Below are 19,734 nucleotides of genomic sequence, written 5' to 3'. Positions count from 1 at the left end.
AGGACGTGGTCGAATCGCCCCAGTCCCACCTCGCCCGGGTATGTGGGTGCCCCGGACTACCCATGACGTGGTCGAACCGACCCAGTCACGGCCTGGCACACTCAAGACCCGGTGACCTCTAGGATCGACCGGTGACCTCCACCGCCGACCTCGTCCGCCGCCACCTCGATGCCTTCAATGCCGGGGACGCCGCCGCCCTCCTCGCCGACTTCGCCCCGGGGGCGACGTGGGTCACCGGCGACTACACGGTGCCCGGCGGCGAACTGCGCGAATTCTTCGAGACCGCGATGGCCTCGATCACGCCGCGACTCGAGCTCGTGCGGGTGATCGACGGCGGCGCCGTCGTCGCGGTCGAGATGATCGAGCGTTGGAACCACGACGGTGCGGACAGGAGCGCCGCACTCCTCGCCGTCTTCGACCTCGCCGGCGGGCTCATCTCCCGGGCGAAGATCTACCGCGAGGGGTCGGCCGACGCCTGAGCGAGGCGGGCGCAGGCGAAGAGCCGGCGGGTGTGGGGGTTCGCGAGGGCCGCGACGATCGGTCGCCGGTCCGCGGGGTCGGCGGCCGTCATGCGCGGAAGTGGTCCCAGCCGGTGCGCAGCCGGCGCCGACCCGGCGCGTGACCGTCGAGCAGCACCGGCCCGTCCTCCCGCGCCTCGACCACCGCCCCGACGACGCGGAATCCCGCCACCTCGGCCCTGCCGGCATCGGGGAAGACGGCGAGCAGCGCATGGTCTTCCCCGCCGCCGAGCAGCCAGGTCCACGGGTCGACCCCGAGGAGGGCCCCGGCGGGAGCCAGGTCCGCCAGGTCCGCCGCGAGCGCGGCCGAGTCCAGCGCGAGGGTCACCCCCGAGGCGAGAGCCAGCCGGGCGCCGTCCTTGAGCAGTCCGTCGGAGACGTCCATCATCGCGCTCGCCCCGGCCTCGGCGGCGCGCACGCCCGCGGGCAGGGGCGGCACGGGCCGCCGGAACACGCCGTGCCCGACGAGGGCGGGATCCCGACCCGCGTCCGGGCCGAATCGTTCCAGCGCGGCCCACCCGGCGGCCGAGCGGCCGAGCGTGCCGCACAGCCCGATCACGTGACCGGGGCGCGCGCCGGCCCGGGTCACCGGCGCGCGGCCCCGGCAGTCCCCGTGCACGGTCACCGACACCACGAGCTCGCGCCCGCCCACGAGGTCTCCCCCGACGACGCCGACCCCGAGGGGTGAGCAGGCCAGCGCGAGCCCGTCGGCGAGGTCCTCGACCCAGGCCACCGGCGTGGCGGCGGGCAGCACGAGCCCCACGACGATCGCGGTCGGGCGCGCCCCCATGGCGGCGATGTCGGCGAGGTTCTGCGACGCGGCCCGGTAGCCGACGTCGGCACCCGTGGACCAGTCGAGGCGGAAGTGTCGCCCGGCCACGAGCACGTCGGTCGAGACGACGACCCGCCCGTCCGGGGCGGCCACGATCGCGGCGTCGTCCCCCGGGCCGAGCAGCGTCGACGCGCCGGTCGGCAGCCGCGGAAAGATCCGTCCGAGCAGCTCTCCCTCGTCGACCTCGCTCACGTTCACAGGCACGCCCGGCTGACCGGGAGCTGCCCGATGGCACCACCGAAGACGCCGAGCACGCCGGAGACGTCCTCGCCGGCGTAGTTCACGGGCACGACGACCTGGATCGCGGGCTCACGGCCGAACGTGGTGAACTGCCAGCTGTTCTCGGCCACGGACTCGTCGCCGATCTCGGTCATGATCCAGTCGACCGTCACGTCGCCGCTCGTGATCGGCAGGCATCGGTCGGTCGTGGGGCCCGGCGGGGTGACCCCGCAGCGCATCGTGATGGGCGGGTCGCCCCAGGCGCGGGAGGACTGGGAGGTGGTGGAGCGGCTCTGCGCGCCGGCGACCTCGTCCGGCAGCGCCATGAGCACCTCGGCGCACGCCGGGTCGCTCGCGGTCGGCGCGGGGTCGAGCGGGACCGGGGAGGCGCACGCCGAGAGCGCGAGCACCCCGGCGACGACGATCGCGGGTCCCGCGGTCGCCGGCCCGGCCCTCACCGCAGCCCCGGGCTGCGCGCGAGGGCGAGGTCGATCAGCTCGGTGATGAGCGCCGCGTAGGGCATGCCGGAGCGCTGCCACATCATCGGGTACATCGAGATCGGGGTGAAGCCGGGCATCGTGTTGATCTCGTTGACGATCAGCTCGCCCGCGGTCGTGTAGAACAGGTCGACTCGCGCCAGCCCCTCGCCGCCGACCGCGTCGAAGGCCCGGGCCGCCAGGCCCTTGGCGCGCTCGGTGATGAGCCCCGGCAGCTCCGCGGGGAAGCTCAGGGCGGCCGAACCCGAGTCGAAGTACTTGGCCTGATAGTCGTAGAAATCGTAGTCGCCGACGACGGCGATCTCACCCGGGGCGGTCACCCGCGGGGGCCCGTAGTCGCGCCCCTCGAGCACCGCCACCTCGATCTCGCGGCCGTCGATGGCGGCCTCGACCATGACCTTGGGGTCGTGCTCGCGGGCGGCCTCGATGGCGGCCTCGAGCTCCTCGACCCGGGTGACCTTCGTGATGCCGATCGAGGAGCCGGCCCGGCACGGCTTGACGAAGAGCGGCAGCCCGAGCTCCGCGACCCGGGCCACGGACCGCTCCCGGTTCGTCTGCCACTGCCGGTTCGTGATCACCTCGTGCGGGCCGATCGGCAGGTCGGCGGCCGCGAGCACGGCCTTCATGTACTGCTTGTCCATCCCGACCGCGGAGGCGAGCACGCCGGAGCCGACGTACGGCATCCAGGCGAGTTCGAGGAGCCCCTGGATGGTGCCGTCCTCCCCGTAGGGTCCGTGCAGCAGCGGGAGCACGACGTCGATGCCCTGATCGTCGATGTCCGCGCCGCCGGTGGCGATGAGCCGACGGTCGCCCGTGAGCGTGACCCGGGGCCCGTCGCCCTCCTCGACCGCGGGCACGTGCCCGGGACCGAGCTGCAGCCGTTCCGGATCGTCGGGCAGGAGCAGCCAGTGGCCGGCGCGGGTGATGCCCACGGGGATCACGTCGAAGCGGTCGCGGTCGATGGCGGTGAGCACGCCGGCGGCGGTGGCGCAACTGATCGCGTGCTCGCTCGACTGGCCGCCGAAAAGCACCGCGACGCGGGCGCGGGGAAGGTGTGTCATCCGGGCCAGGATATCGCGCGGGAGCCCCGGGTACCGGGACCGGACCCGGCGCGCGGGCCCGGCTCGCGCCGGTTCCTCACGGCCCGGCCGGACCCCGCGATCGGTCGTACGGCTGCGCCGGCGGCTCCATCCCGCGCAGGATCGCCAGCTCCGCGGTGAGCGCCGCCATGATTCGCCCGGTCGCGGCCGCGACCGCCCCGGCGGAGGGCGAGGGGGCGTCGTCGTACAGATCACTCAGATCGACCGGCCCGCCCGCCCGCACCCGCGCGGGGAACGGGAGCGCGCGCACGTTGATCCGCCGGGAGTGCGGCGGGCGGAACTCCTGCGGGCCCCACTGCGCGACGGGCACGACGGGCGCCCGGGTGGTGAGGGCGAGCCGGGCGGCCCCGGTCTTGGCGGTCATCGGCCACAGGTCGGGATCGAAGGTGTGCGTGCCCTCGGGGTAGATCGCCACGCACTCCCCCGCCGCCAGCGCCGCGCGCGCCTCCTCGAGCGAGGCGGCCGCGCTCGCCCGGCCCCGCTCCACCGGGATGATGCCCGCCGAGCGCAGGACCCGGCCCACGACCGGCACCCGGAACAGGCTGTCCTTGGCCAGGATCCGCGGGTAGATGCCGTGATCCACGAGGAAGAGGCCGAACGTGAACGGGTCGGCGTCGCTCAGGTGATTGGCGACGGCGATGAATCCCCCGTGCGGCAGGCGCTCGCCACCGGACCACTCGCGCCGGGTCATCACCCGCACGACGGGGCCGAGCACCCACTTGAGCACGAGGTACGCGCGAGGCGGGCGGGGCCGGGTCGCCGGGTCGTGGGTCACGGCTTCAGTCTCCCGCACCGCCGCGGGCCACACGAGGTTCGACCGGCACGCAGGTTCGACCGGCCGCGCGGTTCAGCCGACTCACGAGATCGGGCACACGGCGGGCAGACCGCGCGCGAACACGGGCCGGCCGGAGCCGCGGAGCATCCCGCGACCCCACACCGGTGAGGCACCCCACACCGGGGAGCGCGGCGCGGCGTAGAGCGTAGATTGGCGGCATCGAGACGGCGCCGACGACCACGGCGCCGCACGCACGAGCGCGGGAGAGACATGGACCGAGCGACCCCCACGATCCGAACCATCGCCCCGGCTCTCGTGCTCGGGCTGCTCGCCACGATCGCCGGCGGCGTGGTCTCCGCGGCGAGCGCACATGCGGCGAGCCGGCCGGCGAGCTGGGCGGCGGCCTACCTCGTGCTCGTGTGCGGCATGGGCACGATCGGCCTGGCCCTCGGCCGCGCCCTGCTGTCCCGGGGAGCACCCTCCGGAACCCGGCTCGGCGTGGAACTGGCCACGTGGGTGGTCGGCAACGCGCTCGTGCTGTGGTCGACCCTGGCGGAGATCGGCCCGCTGCTCGTGGTCGGCAGCGGGCTGCTCGTGCTCGCGCTCGCGGGCGTCGCGTGGGGCACGCGGCCGCGCCTCGGCCACGGCGCACCCAGCTGGGTGCGCTGGGCGTTCACCGGCATCGTCGTCGTGCTCGCCGTGAGCATCCCGATCGGGAACGTGCTCGCGGGCCGCTGAGCGGCCACTCATCGCCCGGAGCGACCACTCATCGCCCAGAGCGACCACTCATTGCCCATTGCGCAAAGTTGCCCACTGGGCAATCAAGCCTCTACCGTGACCGGGTGCCCTCCCTCCGCGAGCAGAAGAAGCGCGCCACCGCCCGCGATCTGGCGACGGCGGCCTACGACCTGGCGCGCCAGGTCGGCTGCGCCGAGGTCACGACCGATGAGGTGACGACCCGGGCGGGCTATTCCCGGCGCACGTTCGCCAACTACTACACCTGCAAGCAGGAGGCAATCGTCGACGGCTTCCTCCTGCGGATCGGCCTGCGGGGGCGGCGCACGAGCGAGGAGGCCGCCGAGGCCGCCCCGCCCGCGACCTTCGAGGCGGTCATCGACCAGACCCAGGGCGTCGTCACGGGCCTGCTCACCGGGCCGAACGTGGCGGAGATCCGCACGTTCGCGCGCATGGTGCACGAGCACGACGCGCTCGAGCCCTACGTGCACGCCGCGGTGCTCTCCTTCAAGCACGGCCGCCACCAGCGCGCCCTCGAGGAGGCGTTCGGACCGGCCCGCGTGTCGATGTTCTTCGGGGCCGTCGCCGGCAGCCTGTCCGTGGTGGTCGAGTTCGTCCTCGGCCCCCTGGCGATTCCGCGCCGGCTGCCCGCGCGCACGCCCGCCGACCCGGATTCCCCCCGGCCCGCTCCCCCGGCCCCCCTCGATCCAATTCCCACCGCCCAGCTCGACGAGGCCCTGGCCATGATCGGGCGCGCGTTCGACTACGTGCGTCACGGTTTCGCCGCGCGCCCGGATCGCCCCTCAGTCACGACAGAACAGGACCACTAGGTGCACCAGCTCTCCGCGCTCAGCCTGAAGAACCGGGCCCTCATCGTGCTCGTCACGGTGGTCGTCGCCGTCTTCGGCGCACTCTCCTTCACCTCGCTCAAGCAGGAGCTCATCCCCTCGATCGAGGTGCCGCAGCTGGCGGTCGTCACCGCACACCCGGGGGCCTCGGCGGAGGTGGTCGCCCACGACGTGTCCACCCCGATCGAGCAGGCGCTGCAGACCGTGCCCGGCCTCCAGGGCACGACCTCGACCTCGTCCACGGGCGTCTCGATCGTCATGGCCGAATTCGACTTCGGCACGGACACCGCCCGGATCGAGCAGAAGATGACCCAGGCGATCGGCCGGATCCGCAGCGTGCTGCCCGAGGGCACCGATCCGAACGTGCTGGCCATCAGCCTCGACGACTTCCCCGTCATCCAGGTCGCCGTCTCGAACGGCGGGAGCGAGGGCACCGCGCAGCTCGCCGATCGTCTCACCGAGACCGTCGTGCCGGATCTCGAGCGTCTGGACGGCGTCGCCTCGGCCTCCGTCATCGGCGCACCCGGGCAGCGGGTCGCGATCACGCCGGATCCCGCCGAGCTCGCCCGCGCGGGCGTGAGCACGCAGGACGTCGCCGCCCTGCTCACGACCAACGGCACCCTCATGCCCGCGGGCACGATCGACGAGGACGGCGCCACCATGGCCGTGCAGGTCGGTGAGCGGCTCACCTCCGTCGACGAGATCGCGGCCCTGCCCCTGCCCGGTGCCGGCGTGACCCTCGGCGACGTGGCCGCCGTGGAGCTGACGACCGATCCGACCAGCTCCTACTCCCTCGTCGACGGGGAGCGGGCCCTCACACTGTCGATCACCAAGCTCCCCGACGCCAACACGGTCGACGTGTCCCAGGCGGTGCGCGACGAGCTGCCGAACCTGGAGACCCTCGTGGCCGGCGCCACGTTCACCGTGCTCATCGACCAGGCGCCGTTCATCGAGGACTCGATCTCCGCGCTCACCTCGGAGGGGCTCCTCGGCCTTCTCATGGCCGTCATCGTAATCCTGGTGTTCCTGCGCTCGGGCCGCGCGACCCTCGTGACGGCCGTGTCGATCCCGATCTCCCTGCTCATCGCCTTCGTGGGGATGCAGGCCGCGGGCTACACGCTCAACATCCTCAGCCTCGGCGGCCTGACGATCGCGATCGGGCGCATCGTCGACGACTCGATCGTCGTGATCGAGAACGTCGAGCGACATATGCACCTGGGCAAGTCGAGATACCGAACGATCATCGACGCCGTCCGCGAGGTCGGCGGGGCGATCACCGCCTCGACGATCACGACGGTCGCGGTGTTCCTGCCGATCGCCCTCGTCGGCGGGATGAGCGGGGTACTCTTCCAGCCGTTCGCCTTCACGGTGGCCGTGGCGATGGGCGCCTCACTCCTCGTGGCGCTGACGATCGTGCCCGTGCTCGCCTACTGGTTCCTGCGCTGGCGCGGGCACCACCGGGCCGGCGCCCCCGCGCCGACCCCCGCGACGGGCGAGGCGACAGCGGCGGCGAGCGACGTCGTCCACACGCTCGAACCGCAGGGCCGGCTGCAGCGCGGCTACGCGCGCGTGCTCGACTCGGTGCTGCAGCGGCGCTGGACCACGCTGGCGGTGGCGGCGCTCGTGCTCGTGGGCACGGTGGGGCTCTCGGGGCAGCTCAAGACCAACTTCCTGGGTGACATGGGGCAGAACTCGCTCGGGATCACCCAGCGGGTCGCCCCGGGCACGAGCCTGCAGGCCCAGCTCGACCAGGCCGAGGAGGCGGGCGCCGCGCTGCGCGAGGTGCCGGGCGTGGAGACCGTCGCGATCACGATCGGCTCCTCCGACCAGGCCCAGTTCGCGGGCTCGGCCAACACGGTCGGCTACTCCCTCACGACCGCCGAGGACGGCGATCAGCAGCAGATCCAGGCCGACGTGCGCGCGGCGATCACGGCGCTCGTTCCCGCCGAGGACGTGACGATCTCCCCGTTCGCGGGCATGGGCATGAGCAACGACGTGGAGATCTCGATCACCGGCCCGGACGCGGGCGAGGTGGCCTCGGCCGGCACCCTGATCGCGGACGCGATGCGCGACCTGCCCGAATCCCGGCAGGTCGCCACGAGCCTGACCGAGGCCGAGCCGACGGTCGCGATCACGATCGAACGGGAGGCCGCGGCCCGGGCCGGGCTGAGCGAGGGCGCGCTGTCGCAGATGATCGCGGGGATGCTCACCCCGCAGCAGGTCGGGTCGGTCACCCTCGACGGCGCGGCCGTGAGCGTGTACCTCACCCCGACCGATCCCCCGGAGACCGTCGAGGCGATCAGCGAGCTGCCCGTGCCGACGGCGGCGGGCGTCGTGACGGTCGGCGACCTCGCCGACGCCCGGGTCGTCGACGGGCCCGTGTCGGTCACCAGCTCCAACGGCGTGCGCAACCAGGTCGTGACCGTGACCCCGGACGCCGACGACCTCGGCCAGGCGGCCACGGCGGTGACGGCCACACTCGACGGGCTCGACCTGCCGGACGGCGTGAGCGCCGAGGTCGGCGGCGTCACGGCCGAGCAGACCGAGGCATTCTCCCAGCTCGGCCTCGCGATGCTCGTGGCGATCCTCATCGTCTACGTGGTCATGGTGGCCACGTTCCGCTCGCTGCTGCACCCGCTGCTGCTGCTCGTCTCGATCCCGTTCGCGGCCACGGGCGCGATCCTGCTGCAGGTCGCCACCGGGATCCCGCTCGGGGTGCCCTCGCTCATCGGGGTGCTCATGCTCATCGGCATCGTGGTCACGAACGCGATCGTGCTCATCGACCTGGTCAAGCAGTATCGCGACCAGGGGGAGCCGATGACCGAGGCGCTGCGGCGCGGGGCCGTCCACCGCGTGCGGCCGATCATCATGACCGCGGTGGCCACGATGCTCGCGCTCGCGCCGATGGGGATCGGGATCACCGGCCACGGCGGATTCATCTCCCAGCCGCTGGCGATCGTGGTGATCGGCGGACTGTTCTCCTCGACCTTCATGACGCTGCTCGTGCTCCCGGCGCTCTACCACCTGGTGGAGTCGATCGGGACGCGGGGCCGCACCCGGGTGGCCGACGCGGAGGGCTGAGTCTCAGCCGCCCTGGCGGCGCCGGGCGAGGGCGTCGATCGTCACGGCCACGATGAGCACGACGGCGGTGACGATGTATTTGGCGGCGGCGCTGAACCCGAGCAGGCCCATGCCGTTGTTGATCGCGGCGATGACGATGCCCCCGAGCACCCCGTGGAGGGCCTTACCGCGACCGCCGAACAGGCTCGTTCCCCCGATGACCGCGGCGGCGACCGCGTACAGCACGAGCGTGCCGCCGTCCATGGACGTGGAGATCGAACGCAGCCGCGAGGCGTAGACGATCCCGGCGATGCCGGCGGTCATGGAACACAGCACGAAGCCGGTCGTGCGGATCCGGGCGAGGTTGATCCCGGCGCGCCGGGCCGCCTCGGCGTTGCCGCCGACGGCGTACACGTAGAGGCCGAAGCGGCGGCGCCCGAGCAGGAACGACCACACGAGCAGCACCGCGATGACGACGAGCACGACCCACGGGAGCCCGAACACGGGAGCGAGGATGCCGCGGTCGGCATTGGCGAGCAGGATGAGGCCCGAGCCCCCGGCGAACGCGGCCACGATCTTCGCGACCGTGAGCGTGATGGGGGGCGCCGCCAGGCCGGAGCCGCGCCGGCGGGCGTCCCGGCGCCACATGATCATCGACCAGACCGCGACCGTCACCGCCATGACGATCCAGCCGAGCGGCCGGTTGAGGGTGCCCGAGGAGATCTGGACGAGCACGTCGTCGTGGATGAGGATGGCGCCGCCGTTGCCCAGCACGAACAGCATGACGCCGTTCCAGAACAGCAGCCCGCCGAGCGTGACGACGAACGAGGGCAGCCCGATCCGGGTGACGAGCGAGCCCTGCAGCAGCCCGATGATCGCCGTGGCCACGAGCGCCGCCAGGATCGCCGCCCACCACGGCCAGCCCACCTGCGGCTGCGCCAACCAGGCGACCACGACGGCCGAGACCCCGGCGACGAACCCGACCGAGAGGTCGATCTCACCGAGCAGCAGCACGAGCACCTCGGCCATCCCCAGGAGCGTGAACACCGCGGCCTGGACCATGAGGTTGACCAGGTTGCCCGCCGTGAAGTAATGCTGATCGAGGATCTGGAAGATGACGGAGACGAGGATGAACCCGCCGAGAACCGGCAGGATCCCGGTCTCGCCGCCCTTGATCCGCTGCCAGGCGAGGCTCGTGTACTCCCGCGTGCCGAGCTGATCGGTCCGATCGGTCTGATCGCTCGACTCGATGTGCGCGCTCATGCCGTCTCCTCCACGGTCCGGGTGGTCTCCCCCGTGGTCATGAGATCGACCACGATGGCCTGGCTCATCCGGCTCGCCGGGCGCACGTCGACCAGGTGGCCGTGACGCATGACCGCGATCCGGTCGGCCACCTCGAACACGTCGATCATGTTGTGGGAGACGAGCAGCACGGCCTGGCCGCGGTCGACGAGGGTGCGCACGAGATCGAGCACCATCCGGGTCTGCGCCACGCCGAGCGCGGCGGTCGGCTCGTCCATGATCACCAGCTCGGACTTCCAGAGCACCGCCTTGGCGATCGCGACGGACTGGCGCTGCCCGCCGGAGAGGGAGGCGACGAGCTGGCGCACCGATCGCACGGTCGTGACGGCCAGATCACTCAGGGTCTGGGCGGCGGCCCGCTCCATCGACACCTCGTTGAGCTGGCCGCGGCGCAGGCGCTCCCGGCCGAGGAACATGTTCTGCACGATGTCGAGGTTGTCGCACAGCGCGAGGTCCTGGTAGACGGTCTGGATCCCCAGCTCGTTCGCCGCGATCGGGCTCTCGACGCGGGCGGGTTCCCCCTTCCACGAGATCGTCCCCGCATCGGGGGGACTGATACCCGAGATGCATTTGATCAGGGTCGACTTGCCCGCCCCGTTGTCCCCGACCAGCGCGGTGACCGCGCCGGCCGGGACATCGAGGGTGACGTCGGTGAGCGCCTGGACCGGTCCGAACGCCTTGGACACGCCGGACAGTCCGAGCAGTGCCGACGCGTCCCCGGAGGCGGGCATGGTCAGCCGATCCCCGCCTCGTCACACGCCGAGGCCGCGTCCCCGGAGCACAGGTCGTCGACCGTGACCGTCTTGTCGGCCACGACCGTCTTGGCCATGTTCTCCGTCGTCACCCAGATCGGCGTGGTGTACACGGACGGGATGTCCGCACCGATCTCCGTGTCCTTCGTCGTGGCGTTGACCAGCGTGTCGGGAGGCGTGACGCCCGCGCGGAGGTAGATGGCCAGCGCCGCCGCCGCCTGCGCCTCGAGATAGATCGGCTTGTACACGGTTCCGCACTGGTACCCGGTGAGGATGTTCTTCAGGCCCGGCAGCGAGGCGTCCTGGCCCGTGGTGGGGAACGTCTTCGAGTCGACGCCGTTGCTCTTGAGGATCGAGATGACGGCGTTGGCGTTGTCGTCGTTCGGGGTGATCGCCGCGTTCATCTCGGGGTGGGCGGTCAGCTGCTGCTGGAAGGTGGTCGCCGCCTGCTGCGGGTCCCACGTTCCGGCCGGCTCCCCGACCTTCGTGTAGGTGCCGTCGTCGAAGAGCGGCTTGAGCACGCTCTTATAGCCCTCGGCGAACATCGACGCGTTGTGGTCGGTCGGATCGCCGTCCATGATGAGCACGTTGGGGTCGGAGACGTTCCAGTCCTTGATGCACTGCACGAGGCCCTCCCCCATGAGCTTGCCGACCTTGACGTTGTCGAAGCTCACGTAATAGCGGTTCTCGGGGCCACCGGTGACGAGCCGGTCGTAGTCGATGACGGCGAGGCCGGCGGCCTCGGCCTTGGCCTCGATCGCCGCCCCGCTGCCCGCATCGAGTGGATCCACGAGCAGCACGGAGGCGCCGGCGTTGATGTCCGCCTCGGCCTGGGTCTGCATCGTGGCGGCACTGCCGTCGGCGTTGTCGATCTTGAAGTCGTCGGACGTGAGTCCGGCGGCCTCGAACGCCTGCGTGAGATAGGGCTTGTCGTATTGCACGTACCGGGTCGAGGTCGTCGTGTCGGGAAGCAGCACCCCGATCATGCCCTTGCCCTGGGCTGCGAGGTCGGTCAGCTGCTTCATGACCGAGAAGTCCGCGGTGAAGGAACCGGCGTCCACCTGCGGGACCTCGGACGTGGTCGAGTTCTGCGAGCTCGGGGTCTCGGTTCCCGAGCCGGATGACGATCCGCAGGCGGTGAGCAGGAGGCCCACGGCTGCGACCGTCGTCAGTGATTCCAGAATTCTACGTCGGGTCATCTTGTCGCTCCTTGAGTTGTCCCGAACCGTTGATGTGCGAGGTTCGCGCCCGTAGGTGGGTCGGTCTGGAGATCGACGCTTACTGACTAGTCGCCAGTTTAAAACCGGGGGTGAAGGGAGCGGAAGACGTTCGAGCCGAGTGAGGACGACGTTCGGCTCGGTAGGCGGGCGGGCGTCAGTTCGCGACGGCGTCCGCCGGCTGAGCCGGCAGAGCCGGCTGAGCCGGCTTGGGTAGCTCCGGCTCGCGTCGGTGGAGGTGGCGGCGCAGGACGACGAGCAGGCCGGCCGCGACGGCCAGCGCACCGGCGGCGAACCAGTACGGGGTGGACATAGCGACGCTCGCGGCGAGCCCGGTGGCCAGCGGCGGGGCGATCGCGCCGCCGAGGAACCGCACGCCGGAATAGGCGCTCGAGGCGACCTGGCGGGGGACGTCGGTGGCGCCCATGACCACCTCGGTCATGACGGTGTTCATGATGCCCAGTTCGAGGCCGGCGAGCACCATCCCCACGACGAGCAGGGCCAGGTGGTCGATCACGAGGGCGAAGCCGGCCATCGTCGCGGTGAGGAGCACGAGGGTCACGGTGAGCACGCGCACGGGCGGCCAGCGGCGGGTGAGGGCCGGGGCCACGAACACCGACGTGATGGCCAGCGAGAGCCCCCAGCCGGCGAAGACGAGGCCGATCCCCATGGCGGGCAGCCCGAGCGGATAGGGGGTGAAGGACATGAGCACGAAGAAGCCCATGTTGTAGAAGAGGGCGACGATCGCCATGACGCGCAGGGCCCGGTGGCGCAGCGCCCCGAAGGCGGCGAGCACCGGCGAGGGCCGGGGCGGGCGGCCCGGGGAGCGGAGCAGGACCGCAAGCAGGACCGCGCCGATCGTCATGAGCGCGGCGGTGCCGAAGAACGGGCCGCGCCAGCTGATCCCGCCGAGGACGCCGCCGAGCAGCGGGCCGACCGCCAGGCCGAGCCCGAGGGCCGCCTCGTACATGATGATCGCCCCGGCGGAACTGCCGCGGGCCTCGTTGATGATCGTGGCCAGCGCCGTCGAGATGAACAGGGCGTTGCCCAGTCCCCAGACGGCACGGAAGGCGATGATCTCCCCGATCGACCCGCTCGCGCCGGCCCCGGCGGCGCCGAGCACGATGACGCCGAGGCCGAGCAGCAGGGTCGTGCGCGAACCGAGCCGGCTGGAGATGGCGGAGGTGAAGAACATCCCCACCGCGGTGACGACGAGGTAGGAGGTGAACAGCAGCGAGGTCTGGGTCGTCGTCGCGCCGAGCTCGGCGCTGATCGAGGGCAGGATGGGGTCGACGAGCCCGAGGCCCATGAAGGCGATCATGGCGGTGAGGGCGACGGCCCAGACGGATGTGGGTTGAGTGCGCACGAGGCTAGCGGTCCAGACGTGAGAGAAGGATGTCGGTCGCGTTCGCCAGCGCGGTGAGCTCGTCCGGGCTCAGGTCGGCGAACTCCTCGGTCAGGGCGGCGCCGAGCTCCCGGGCGTAGTCGCCGAGGAACTCGATTCCGGTCGCGGTGATCGAGACGGTGCGTGCCCGCAGGTCCTCGGGGTCGGCGATCCGGGTGAGCAGGCCGTCGGCGCTGAGCGCGGCGACGATCTTGGTCATCCCGGGCTGGGAGACCCGCACGAGCTCGGCCAACTCGCCCAGGCGCACGGGGCCCCGGTCGCGGGCGAGGGCCAGGGTGCGGTAGGCCGACGGCGAGAGCGCCTCGGGGAGCCGCAGCGTCGCCGTCCGGGAACAGCGGTGGACGACCGAGATCAGCTTGGCGAGGACTACTCCGGTGGATTCGGGCACGGCACTAGTTTACTACGTTATATAACTAGGTGAAGCACCGCGATCCGGTCGAGCTGTTCGAGCCCGCGGTTCCCGCCGCTCGCCTCGATGGGCGGTGACCTCGGCCGGGTATGGACAGTTCCCCCCGCGCTCCACGATGATTGGCTCCTCGGTACGGGCACCGGCGCTCCGGCCGATCGGAGGCGTCATGGCGGAGCAGCCCCGGGCGGGCGCGATGGGATCCGGGCCGGACGACGGCCGGGAACTGCGCGTCGCCCTCGCGATGCGCGGCGGAGTCTCGCTCGCGGTGTGGATCGGGGGCGCCGTCGCCGAGCTCGACCTGGCCCGGCGGGCGTTGGCGGACCCGGACTCGCTCGAGCGCAACACCGGCCCGGAGCGGGAGCGCGGGCGGGCCTACGCCGACCTGCTCACCGCGCTCGGCTACACCTCGATCCGGTTCGACGTGCTCGCCGGCGCGAGCGCGGGTGGCCTCAACGCCGTGATCTACGGGTTCGCGCAGTCGATCGGCACGGACCTGGAGTGGCTGCTGGCGGTGTGGCAGCGCCAGGGCGACCTGTGGCGGCTGTTCCACCCGCAGTGGGCGCCGGGTCGGCACTACCGCACGGAGGCGGTCTTCGACGCGGACTCGAATTTCTATCGGCCGCTGCTCGAGGCGCTGCGGGCGGCCTCGGCCGGCACGAGCGAGCGGCTTCGGTCCGATTTCCTCACGATCGACCTGTCGGCGACCCTGCAGGCGGGCCCGCCGCTGCCCGCGACGACGACGGGCACCGACATCCGCCCCCGGGCGGCCCATTTCCGGTTCCAGCACACGCCGGGGCGGCCCGGCGGGCCGTTCGACGACCTGCCCGGCAACGGCTCGGACCCTGGCGCCGACGAGGAGGCACGCCGGCGCCTCGCCTACGCCGCCCGCAGCACGAGTTCCTTCCCGGGAGCGTTCGAGCCGGCGACGATCCACGCGTGGGAGGGCGGGCCGGTCCGCCGCCCCCGGGGCGAGGGCGACGATCGGCCCGAGAACATGGCCGGGGTGTTCTCCGACGTCCTCGGGGATCCGGGCACCGCGTTCGACGTCATGGACGGCGGGGTGTTCGACAACATCCCGATCGCGCGGGCACTCCACGCGATCACCGACTCCCCCGCGACCGGCCGCACCCGGCGCGTACTGCTCTACCTCGACCCGCGGCCACCCGAGCCGGCGGCGCCGCCGCACGCCCCCGCGGCGGGTGCGGGCGAGGTGCGGCCCCGGCGGGTGCGGTTCCTGCGCTCGGTGGTCACGGCGCTGCGCTACAAGGTGACGACCGAGAGCTCGTGGGACGACCTGGCCGACCTGGCGGACCTGGCCGCGCGCGGCACGGATCAGGAGTTCCGGCGCAAGCAGTTCCTCGGCTCGCTGCCGCCGGACCTGCTCGGCGGTCTGCGCGACCTCGATCCGAGCGTTCTCCGGACCCTCCTCGACTCCTATCGCGACTTCCGGGTGCGCACCGACGCGGACCGGTTCACGCGCCTGCTCACCCATCCCGGCGAGGGGTTCCTGCAGACGCTCACCACCCCACCCGCCGTCGCGGCCGGGCTCGGGATGGACGAGGCCGGGGCGGTGCGCACCGACCTCGAGGCGGCGCTGGCGGGCCGGGCGGGGTTCGCGTGCCACGAGGATGCGGCGGCGCTGGCCGAGGCCGCTGACTTCTTCATCGCGTGGCTGCGCATCCAGCAGGACGATCCAGAGACCGCCCGCAACGGCGAACTGACGGCGGCGCTCGCCGGCGCGAAGGGGTCGCTGTATCGCGTGCGCACGCTCGCCCAGTACGCCGGGCAGCGCGGTGACGCCGCGGCCGTGCGTATCGCCCTGGGTGCATGGAATGGGCCGGGTGAGGCTGGTGGGTCGCCGCGCCGCGGCGGTGGCTCGATCCTCGCGGCGCTGCCGGCGGTCGCACTCGCGCTGTGGCCGGCGGCACCGCCCGCGGTCCCGCCGATCGACCTGGACGACGAGGCCGCGCTGTGGCGGGGCCTCGAGGCCTGGGCGGAGGGTGCCGACCGAGGCGGGCCCCACGCACCACCCGAGTCGGCACTCACCGACCCGATCGCGGCCGGGTGGCGGGTGCTGTGCGCGGCGGTCGGCGACGTTCAGCGCAGCCGGCTGCCGGCCGAGGTCGCCGGCGCCCGACCGTGGCCGAGCTCCAACGCCTGGTTGCCCGGGCGACGTGCGTCATCGGCCGGCTCGGCACCACCGCGATCCCCGACTTCGACACGCTCAGCGGCGACGAGGAGCCGCTCGTGCCCCTCGCCGGCGTGACCCTGCAGTCCGAGGCGCGCCGGCTCGACCGGCAGGCGGCCCACCCGGAGCGCGTGTCCCCCTGGCCGAGCGGGGCCGTCCACGCCGGCGCCAAGCTCTCCGGCAGCCAACTCGGCAATTTCGGTGGCTTCCTCGCCCAGGACTGGCGCGGCCACGACTGGCGGTGGGGCCGGGTGGACGCCGGGGCCGGCCTCGTGCGCACGCTCACGGCCATGGACGCGGCGCCCTCGCTTCGGGAGCGGGAGCGCGACCCGCTCGACGCGGCCGAGGTCGCCCGGGCCGCGGCCGCCGCGCGGGAGCACCTGGCCGCTGCGTACGAGGGCCTCGAGGGCCGGCCCGGGCGCCTGGGCGATCTGACGGCGGAGCGCAGGTACGCCCTCGGCGCGCGCCTCGGGCTCGGGCTGCAGCGAGCGCTGTGGCCGGTACTCGGCAGCAGCGTGCGAGGCTTCATGGTGGCGGCGATCCTCACGGTGCTGCGGCCGTTGCTCGTGCTCGCGCCGCTCGTGCTGCGGCCCGCGGTGCTCACGGCCGTGGCGGTCGCGGCGGCGGTGTCCACCCACGCGTCACCGGTACCTGAGGCGATCGGCACGCTCGAGCCGGGGACCCTCGCGCTCGCGGGCGGGCCGGCCGCCGTCGTGCTCGCCCTCGGCGTGGCCTCCGCCACCGGCCGGATGCGCACGTGGCGCTCGCTGGCCGCCCGGGCCGAGAACTCCGGAGAGGCCGCACAGCGCTGTGCCGGCGGGTCGTCCGCGCGACGCGCCGGGCCCGGTCGGCCCGGGTCGTGCTCCTCGTGATCGTCCTGCTCGTCGTGGTGGCCGACCTGTGGCGGGGTGGCGGCCGGCCGCTGCCCCGGCTCACCCGGGTGCAGGAGGTCCTCGCCGCGGCCACGTGGTTCGACGTCGTCGTCGTGCTCGCCGCAATCCTCGTGTGGGCGCTCGGGTCGCACCGGGCGGTGGGCCGGGTCGATCCCGCCGGGGCCCGCGACCGCTCGGGCCTGACGGTCGCGCTTGTCGCGAGTGCCGCCGTCCTCGCCGCGACGATCGCCGAGGCCACCTGGTGGCACCGCGCCGGCGGCGTGGCCACCGGGCTCGCGGTCGGGGTGCTCGTGTGGGCGGTCCTGCACGGCTGGGCGCGCCGGCCGCTGGCCCACGTGCTCGCGGTCGCCGCGGGGATCGCGGCCACGCTGCCCGACCTGCCCTCCCCGGTCGCCCGCGTGGCCGAGGCGGGTGCGACCTGGGGGCTGCCGATCCTCTCGACAATCGTCGTCGTGGTGGTGGTCCCGGCGGTGGCCGTGGGCGTCGTCCTCGCGCTGGTCTTCGCCGGCCGCTGGCTGCAGGCGCGGCTCGGCCGCACGGGCGAGGTGGTGGCGTCCCTGCTCGTGCTCGTCGCAACGGTCAGGGTCGCCGCCGAGCTGACGATCGCGTGGCCGTGGCTGGGCACGATCCCGGCCGCGCTCGTGCTCGGTGCATTCGCGTGCGCGGCCGCGACGCTCATCGTGCCGTTCCGGGACGCGGAGGACCTGCCCGCACTGTGACTCGGATGGGGCGGAGACTCGGATCCGGCGGCGGCTCAGACCTGCTCGACCTTGGCACCGAGGGCGGTGAGCTTGGCCATGAAATTCTCGTAGCCGCGGTAGATGAGCTCGATCCCGCGCACGTTCGAGGTGCCCTCCGCGGCGAGCGCGGCGATGAGGTGGGAGAAGCCGCCGCGCAGGTCGGGCACCTCGATGTCGGCGGCCTGCAACGGGGTGGGCCCGGAGATGACGGCGGAGTGGAAGAAGTTCCGCTGCCCGAACCGGCAGTCCTTGCCGCCGAGGCATTCGCGGTAGACCTGGATCTTCGCTCCCATGCGCCGCAGCGCGTCCGTGAACCCGAACCTGTTCTCGTAGACGGTCTCGTGCACGATCGACAGGCCGGTCGCCTGGGTGAGGGCGACGACGAGGGGCTGCTGCCAGTCGGTCATGAAGCCGGGGTGGACGTCGGTCTCGAGCACGATGGACCGCAGGTCCCTGCCGGGGTGGCGGAACCGGATGCCCTCGTCGTCGATGTCGAAGTCGCCGCCGACCTTGCGATAGGTGTTGAGGAATGTGCCCATCGCCGACTGCTCGGCGCCGCGCACGTAGATGTCGCCGTGGGTGGCGAGCGCGGCCGAGGCCCACGAGGCCGTCTCGATCCGGTCCGGCAGGGCCGTGTAGGTGTAGCCGCGCAGGGCGTCCACCCCCTCGATCCGGATGACCCGGTCGGTGTCCACGGAGATGATCGCGCCCATCCGCTGCAGCACGTCGATGAGCGCGAGGATCTCCGGCTCGATCGCGGCATTGCGCAGTTCGGTCACGCCGTTCGCGCGCACGGCGGTGAGCAGGAGCTGCTCGGTCGCGCCGACGCTCGGATATGGCAGCTCGACCTGGGTTCCCTGGAGCCCGCGGGCGGGGGCCTTGATCCAGATGCCGGATTCGAGCTTGTCGATCTCGGCGCCGAACTGGCGCAGGATGCTCAGGTGGTAATCGATCGGGCGGTCGCCGATGTGGCAGCCGCCGAGGTCGGGGATGAATGCCTCGCCGAGGCGGTGCAGCAGCGGACCGCACATGAGGATCGGGATCCGGCTCGAACCGGCGTGGGTGTCGATGTCGGCGCGGCCCGCGACCTCGACCCGGGACGGGTCCATGGCGACCGTGCCGGCGGCGGAGTCCCAGTCGACCTGCACGCCGTGGAGCGAGAGCAGCCCGCCCACGACCTGGACGTCCTTGATGTCGGGGACGTTGCGCAGCACCGAGGGGGTCTCCCCCAGCACCGCCGCGACCATCGCCTTGGAGACGAAGTTCTTCGCGCCCCGGACCGTGATGTCACCGGTGAGCGGAACTCCCCCGTGCACTCGCAGAATCGTCATGTGACCGTCCCTTCTCGCCCCAGGATAGGCCACGCCCGCGCGCGTCCCCGTCGCGGCGGGATGTGACCGGGCCGAACCCCTCGCGCCACCGGCCGACCAGGGCCGAACCCCGGATCCACCGGCCGACCAGGGCCGAACCCCGGAAATCCCAGCAGAATCCCCGGGCTACGCCCTGCTCGACCGCGGGGTGAGCGACCCCGCCACCAGGCCATGAGGTGGATCGGCCGGATACGCTGGTCGCTGCAGCACGATGCCACTCCACTGGAGTTGATGGTCACGATGCCCAGGTTCCTACACCGACACGGCCTTCCCGAAGGACCACGGTGGCCCGCCGGCTTCACGCTCGGGGTCACGCCACGCGCCCGGAGCCTATTGGAACTCCTGTACATCCGGGACCGCTGGGATCTGCACCCCCAGATCGACCTCCCGCCGCTCGACCCGCCGCCACCGCGGGACCGCTCGCGCCCGCCGGATCCTGGGGTGCCGGAGTGGGAGGACCGCTGGCTCGGCTGCTGGCAGGAGACCCTGCAGTGGTTCCGCGACCAGACGCCCGCGCCGCACCCGCCCACGCGAACCAACCCGCCCGAGTTCCCACCACTGCTCTGGCAGCACCGATACGGAGACGTGGGCATCGACCGCGAGGCCCTGGACGCGTGGTACTACGCCCTGCCGATCGAGGCGCTGCCGCCGCCCGGCGGCTCTCCCGAGGACCGCTGCGCCGGCGCCGTGGCCCGGGCGTGGTCGCGGGGCCTACGAGGCGTCATCTCCCTCCCCGTCGCCGGGGATCACGCGGAGCGGCTCGGGCGGCACCGCCTGCTCGTCTCGGCCGGCGCCCGCGCCGAGCCGGGGCGCTACCGGGCCGCGCTCGAGGCGACGTTCTGATCGGAGCCGGCCGGGCGCCGTCCATACGAGA

General features: G+C 72.7%; 18 protein-coding genes. 8 read left to right on the top strand and 10 right to left on the bottom strand.

Annotated features, from left to right (window positions below; genetic code table 11):
- Positions 1-131: 131 nt before the first annotated feature.
- Positions 132-479: a nuclear transport factor 2 family protein gene (locus GCE65_RS05380; RefSeq protein WP_152910409.1), complete on the top strand. Its 348-nt coding sequence runs from the start codon at positions 132-134 to the stop codon at positions 477-479.
- Between the two features lie 88 nt (positions 480-567).
- Here the strand turns inward: GCE65_RS05380 and GCE65_RS05375 are convergent, their stop codons facing one another.
- The 4 genes from GCE65_RS05375 to GCE65_RS05360 form a co-directional block, all read right to left on the bottom strand.
- On the bottom strand, positions 568-1,542 hold the full coding sequence (locus GCE65_RS05375) for a thiamine-phosphate kinase (RefSeq protein WP_370460193.1): 975 nt from the start codon (positions 1,540-1,542) through the stop codon (positions 568-570).
- 2 nt (positions 1,543-1,544) lie between these two features.
- Entirely contained in the window at positions 1,545-2,027 is a 483-nt protein-coding gene (locus GCE65_RS05370; protein ID WP_152909617.1) for a DUF3515 family protein, read from the bottom strand.
- The gene (locus tag GCE65_RS05365) at positions 2,024-3,127 is read right to left on the bottom strand and encodes a D-alanine--D-alanine ligase family protein (protein ID WP_152909616.1); all 1,104 of its coding nucleotides are present in this window, start codon (positions 3,125-3,127) and stop codon (positions 2,024-2,026) included. Before GCE65_RS05365 ends, GCE65_RS05370 begins: the two co-directional genes overlap by 4 nt.
- A 76-nt stretch (positions 3,128-3,203) precedes the next feature.
- Complete coding sequence (locus GCE65_RS05360) at positions 3,204-3,941, bottom strand: 1-acyl-sn-glycerol-3-phosphate acyltransferase (RefSeq protein ID WP_228760126.1); 738 nt, start codon at positions 3,939-3,941, stop codon at positions 3,204-3,206.
- A gap of 270 nt (positions 3,942-4,211) precedes the next feature.
- On the opposite strand from GCE65_RS05360, the gene GCE65_RS05355 reads away from it, so the two are divergent.
- The 3 genes from GCE65_RS05355 (at position 4,212) to GCE65_RS05345 (ending at position 8,605) form a co-directional block, all read left to right on the top strand.
- Positions 4,212-4,679 (top strand): hypothetical protein, encoded by a 468-nt coding sequence (locus GCE65_RS05355; protein WP_153877655.1) that lies wholly within the window; start codon positions 4,212-4,214, stop codon positions 4,677-4,679.
- 104 nt (positions 4,680-4,783) lie between these two features.
- Positions 4,784-5,506 (top strand): TetR/AcrR family transcriptional regulator, encoded by a 723-nt coding sequence (locus GCE65_RS05350; protein ID WP_153877654.1) that lies wholly within the window; start codon positions 4,784-4,786, stop codon positions 5,504-5,506.
- On the top strand, positions 5,507-8,605 hold the full coding sequence (locus GCE65_RS05345; protein ID WP_153877653.1) for an efflux RND transporter permease subunit: 3,099 nt from the start codon (positions 5,507-5,509) through the stop codon (positions 8,603-8,605). It begins immediately after the preceding gene.
- A gap of 3 nt (positions 8,606-8,608) precedes the next feature.
- Here GCE65_RS05345 and GCE65_RS05340 read toward each other — a convergent pair whose 3' ends face one another.
- The 5 genes from GCE65_RS05340 to GCE65_RS05320 all read right to left on the bottom strand — a co-directional run bounded on the left by GCE65_RS05340 (position 8,609) and on the right by GCE65_RS05320 (position 13,648).
- Positions 8,609-9,847: a sugar ABC transporter permease gene (locus tag GCE65_RS05340; protein ID WP_153877652.1), complete on the bottom strand. Its 1,239-nt coding sequence runs from the start codon at positions 9,845-9,847 to the stop codon at positions 8,609-8,611.
- On the bottom strand, positions 9,844-10,617 hold the full coding sequence (locus tag GCE65_RS05335; RefSeq protein WP_152909608.1) for an ATP-binding cassette domain-containing protein: 774 nt from the start codon (positions 10,615-10,617) through the stop codon (positions 9,844-9,846). Before GCE65_RS05335 ends, GCE65_RS05340 begins: the two co-directional genes overlap by 4 nt.
- Positions 10,618-10,619: 2 nt before the next feature.
- The gene (locus GCE65_RS05330) at positions 10,620-11,837 is read right to left on the bottom strand and encodes a sugar ABC transporter substrate-binding protein (protein ID WP_152909607.1); all 1,218 of its coding nucleotides are present in this window, start codon (positions 11,835-11,837) and stop codon (positions 10,620-10,622) included.
- A 175-nt stretch (positions 11,838-12,012) separates the two neighbouring features.
- Complete coding sequence (locus GCE65_RS05325) at positions 12,013-13,221, bottom strand: MFS transporter (RefSeq protein ID WP_228760125.1); 1,209 nt, start codon at positions 13,219-13,221, stop codon at positions 12,013-12,015.
- 4 nt (positions 13,222-13,225) lie between these two features.
- Positions 13,226-13,648 (bottom strand): MarR family winged helix-turn-helix transcriptional regulator, encoded by a 423-nt coding sequence (locus tag GCE65_RS05320; protein WP_153877651.1) that lies wholly within the window; start codon positions 13,646-13,648, stop codon positions 13,226-13,228.
- 187 nt (positions 13,649-13,835) lie between these two features.
- On the opposite strand from GCE65_RS05320, the gene GCE65_RS05315 reads away from it, so the two are divergent.
- From GCE65_RS05315 to GCE65_RS05305, 3 genes are read left to right on the top strand one after another with little or no spacing between them, the layout of a single operon-like run.
- Positions 13,836-15,935, top strand: coding sequence for a patatin-like phospholipase family protein (locus GCE65_RS05315; RefSeq protein WP_194928835.1), 2,100 nt, complete (start codon positions 13,836-13,838; stop codon positions 15,933-15,935).
- Positions 15,827-16,729 carry a DUF3376 domain-containing protein gene (locus tag GCE65_RS05310; RefSeq protein ID WP_370460216.1) on the top strand — a complete coding sequence of 301 codons (903 nt, stop codon included), beginning with the start codon at positions 15,827-15,829 and terminating at the stop codon, positions 16,727-16,729. The genes GCE65_RS05315 and GCE65_RS05310 overlap by 109 nt, the downstream gene beginning before the upstream one ends.
- Complete coding sequence (locus GCE65_RS05305) at positions 16,717-17,469, top strand: hypothetical protein (protein ID WP_153877648.1); 753 nt, start codon at positions 16,717-16,719, stop codon at positions 17,467-17,469. The genes GCE65_RS05310 and GCE65_RS05305 overlap by 13 nt, the downstream gene beginning before the upstream one ends.
- A gap of 35 nt (positions 17,470-17,504) precedes the next feature.
- Here the strand turns inward: GCE65_RS05305 and murA are convergent, their stop codons facing one another.
- The gene (gene murA, locus GCE65_RS05300) at positions 17,505-18,821 is read right to left on the bottom strand and encodes a UDP-N-acetylglucosamine 1-carboxyvinyltransferase (RefSeq protein ID WP_152909604.1); all 1,317 of its coding nucleotides are present in this window, start codon (positions 18,819-18,821) and stop codon (positions 17,505-17,507) included.
- Positions 18,822-19,193: 372 nt separating this feature from the next.
- Here murA and GCE65_RS05295 point away from each other — a divergent pair, with 372 nt between their 5' ends.
- Positions 19,194-19,703, top strand: coding sequence for a hypothetical protein (locus tag GCE65_RS05295; protein ID WP_153877647.1), 510 nt, complete (start codon positions 19,194-19,196; stop codon positions 19,701-19,703).
- The last annotated feature ends 31 nt before the right edge of the window (positions 19,704-19,734 follow it).

Origin of the sequence: Pseudactinotalea sp. HY158 (genome assembly GCF_009660225.1) — a bacterium.
Lineage (GTDB): Bacteria > Actinomycetota > Actinomycetes > Actinomycetales > Beutenbergiaceae > HY158.
The sequence above is the reverse complement of the archived record's forward strand: the minus strand, read 5'-3'. Positions and strand labels throughout refer to the sequence as shown.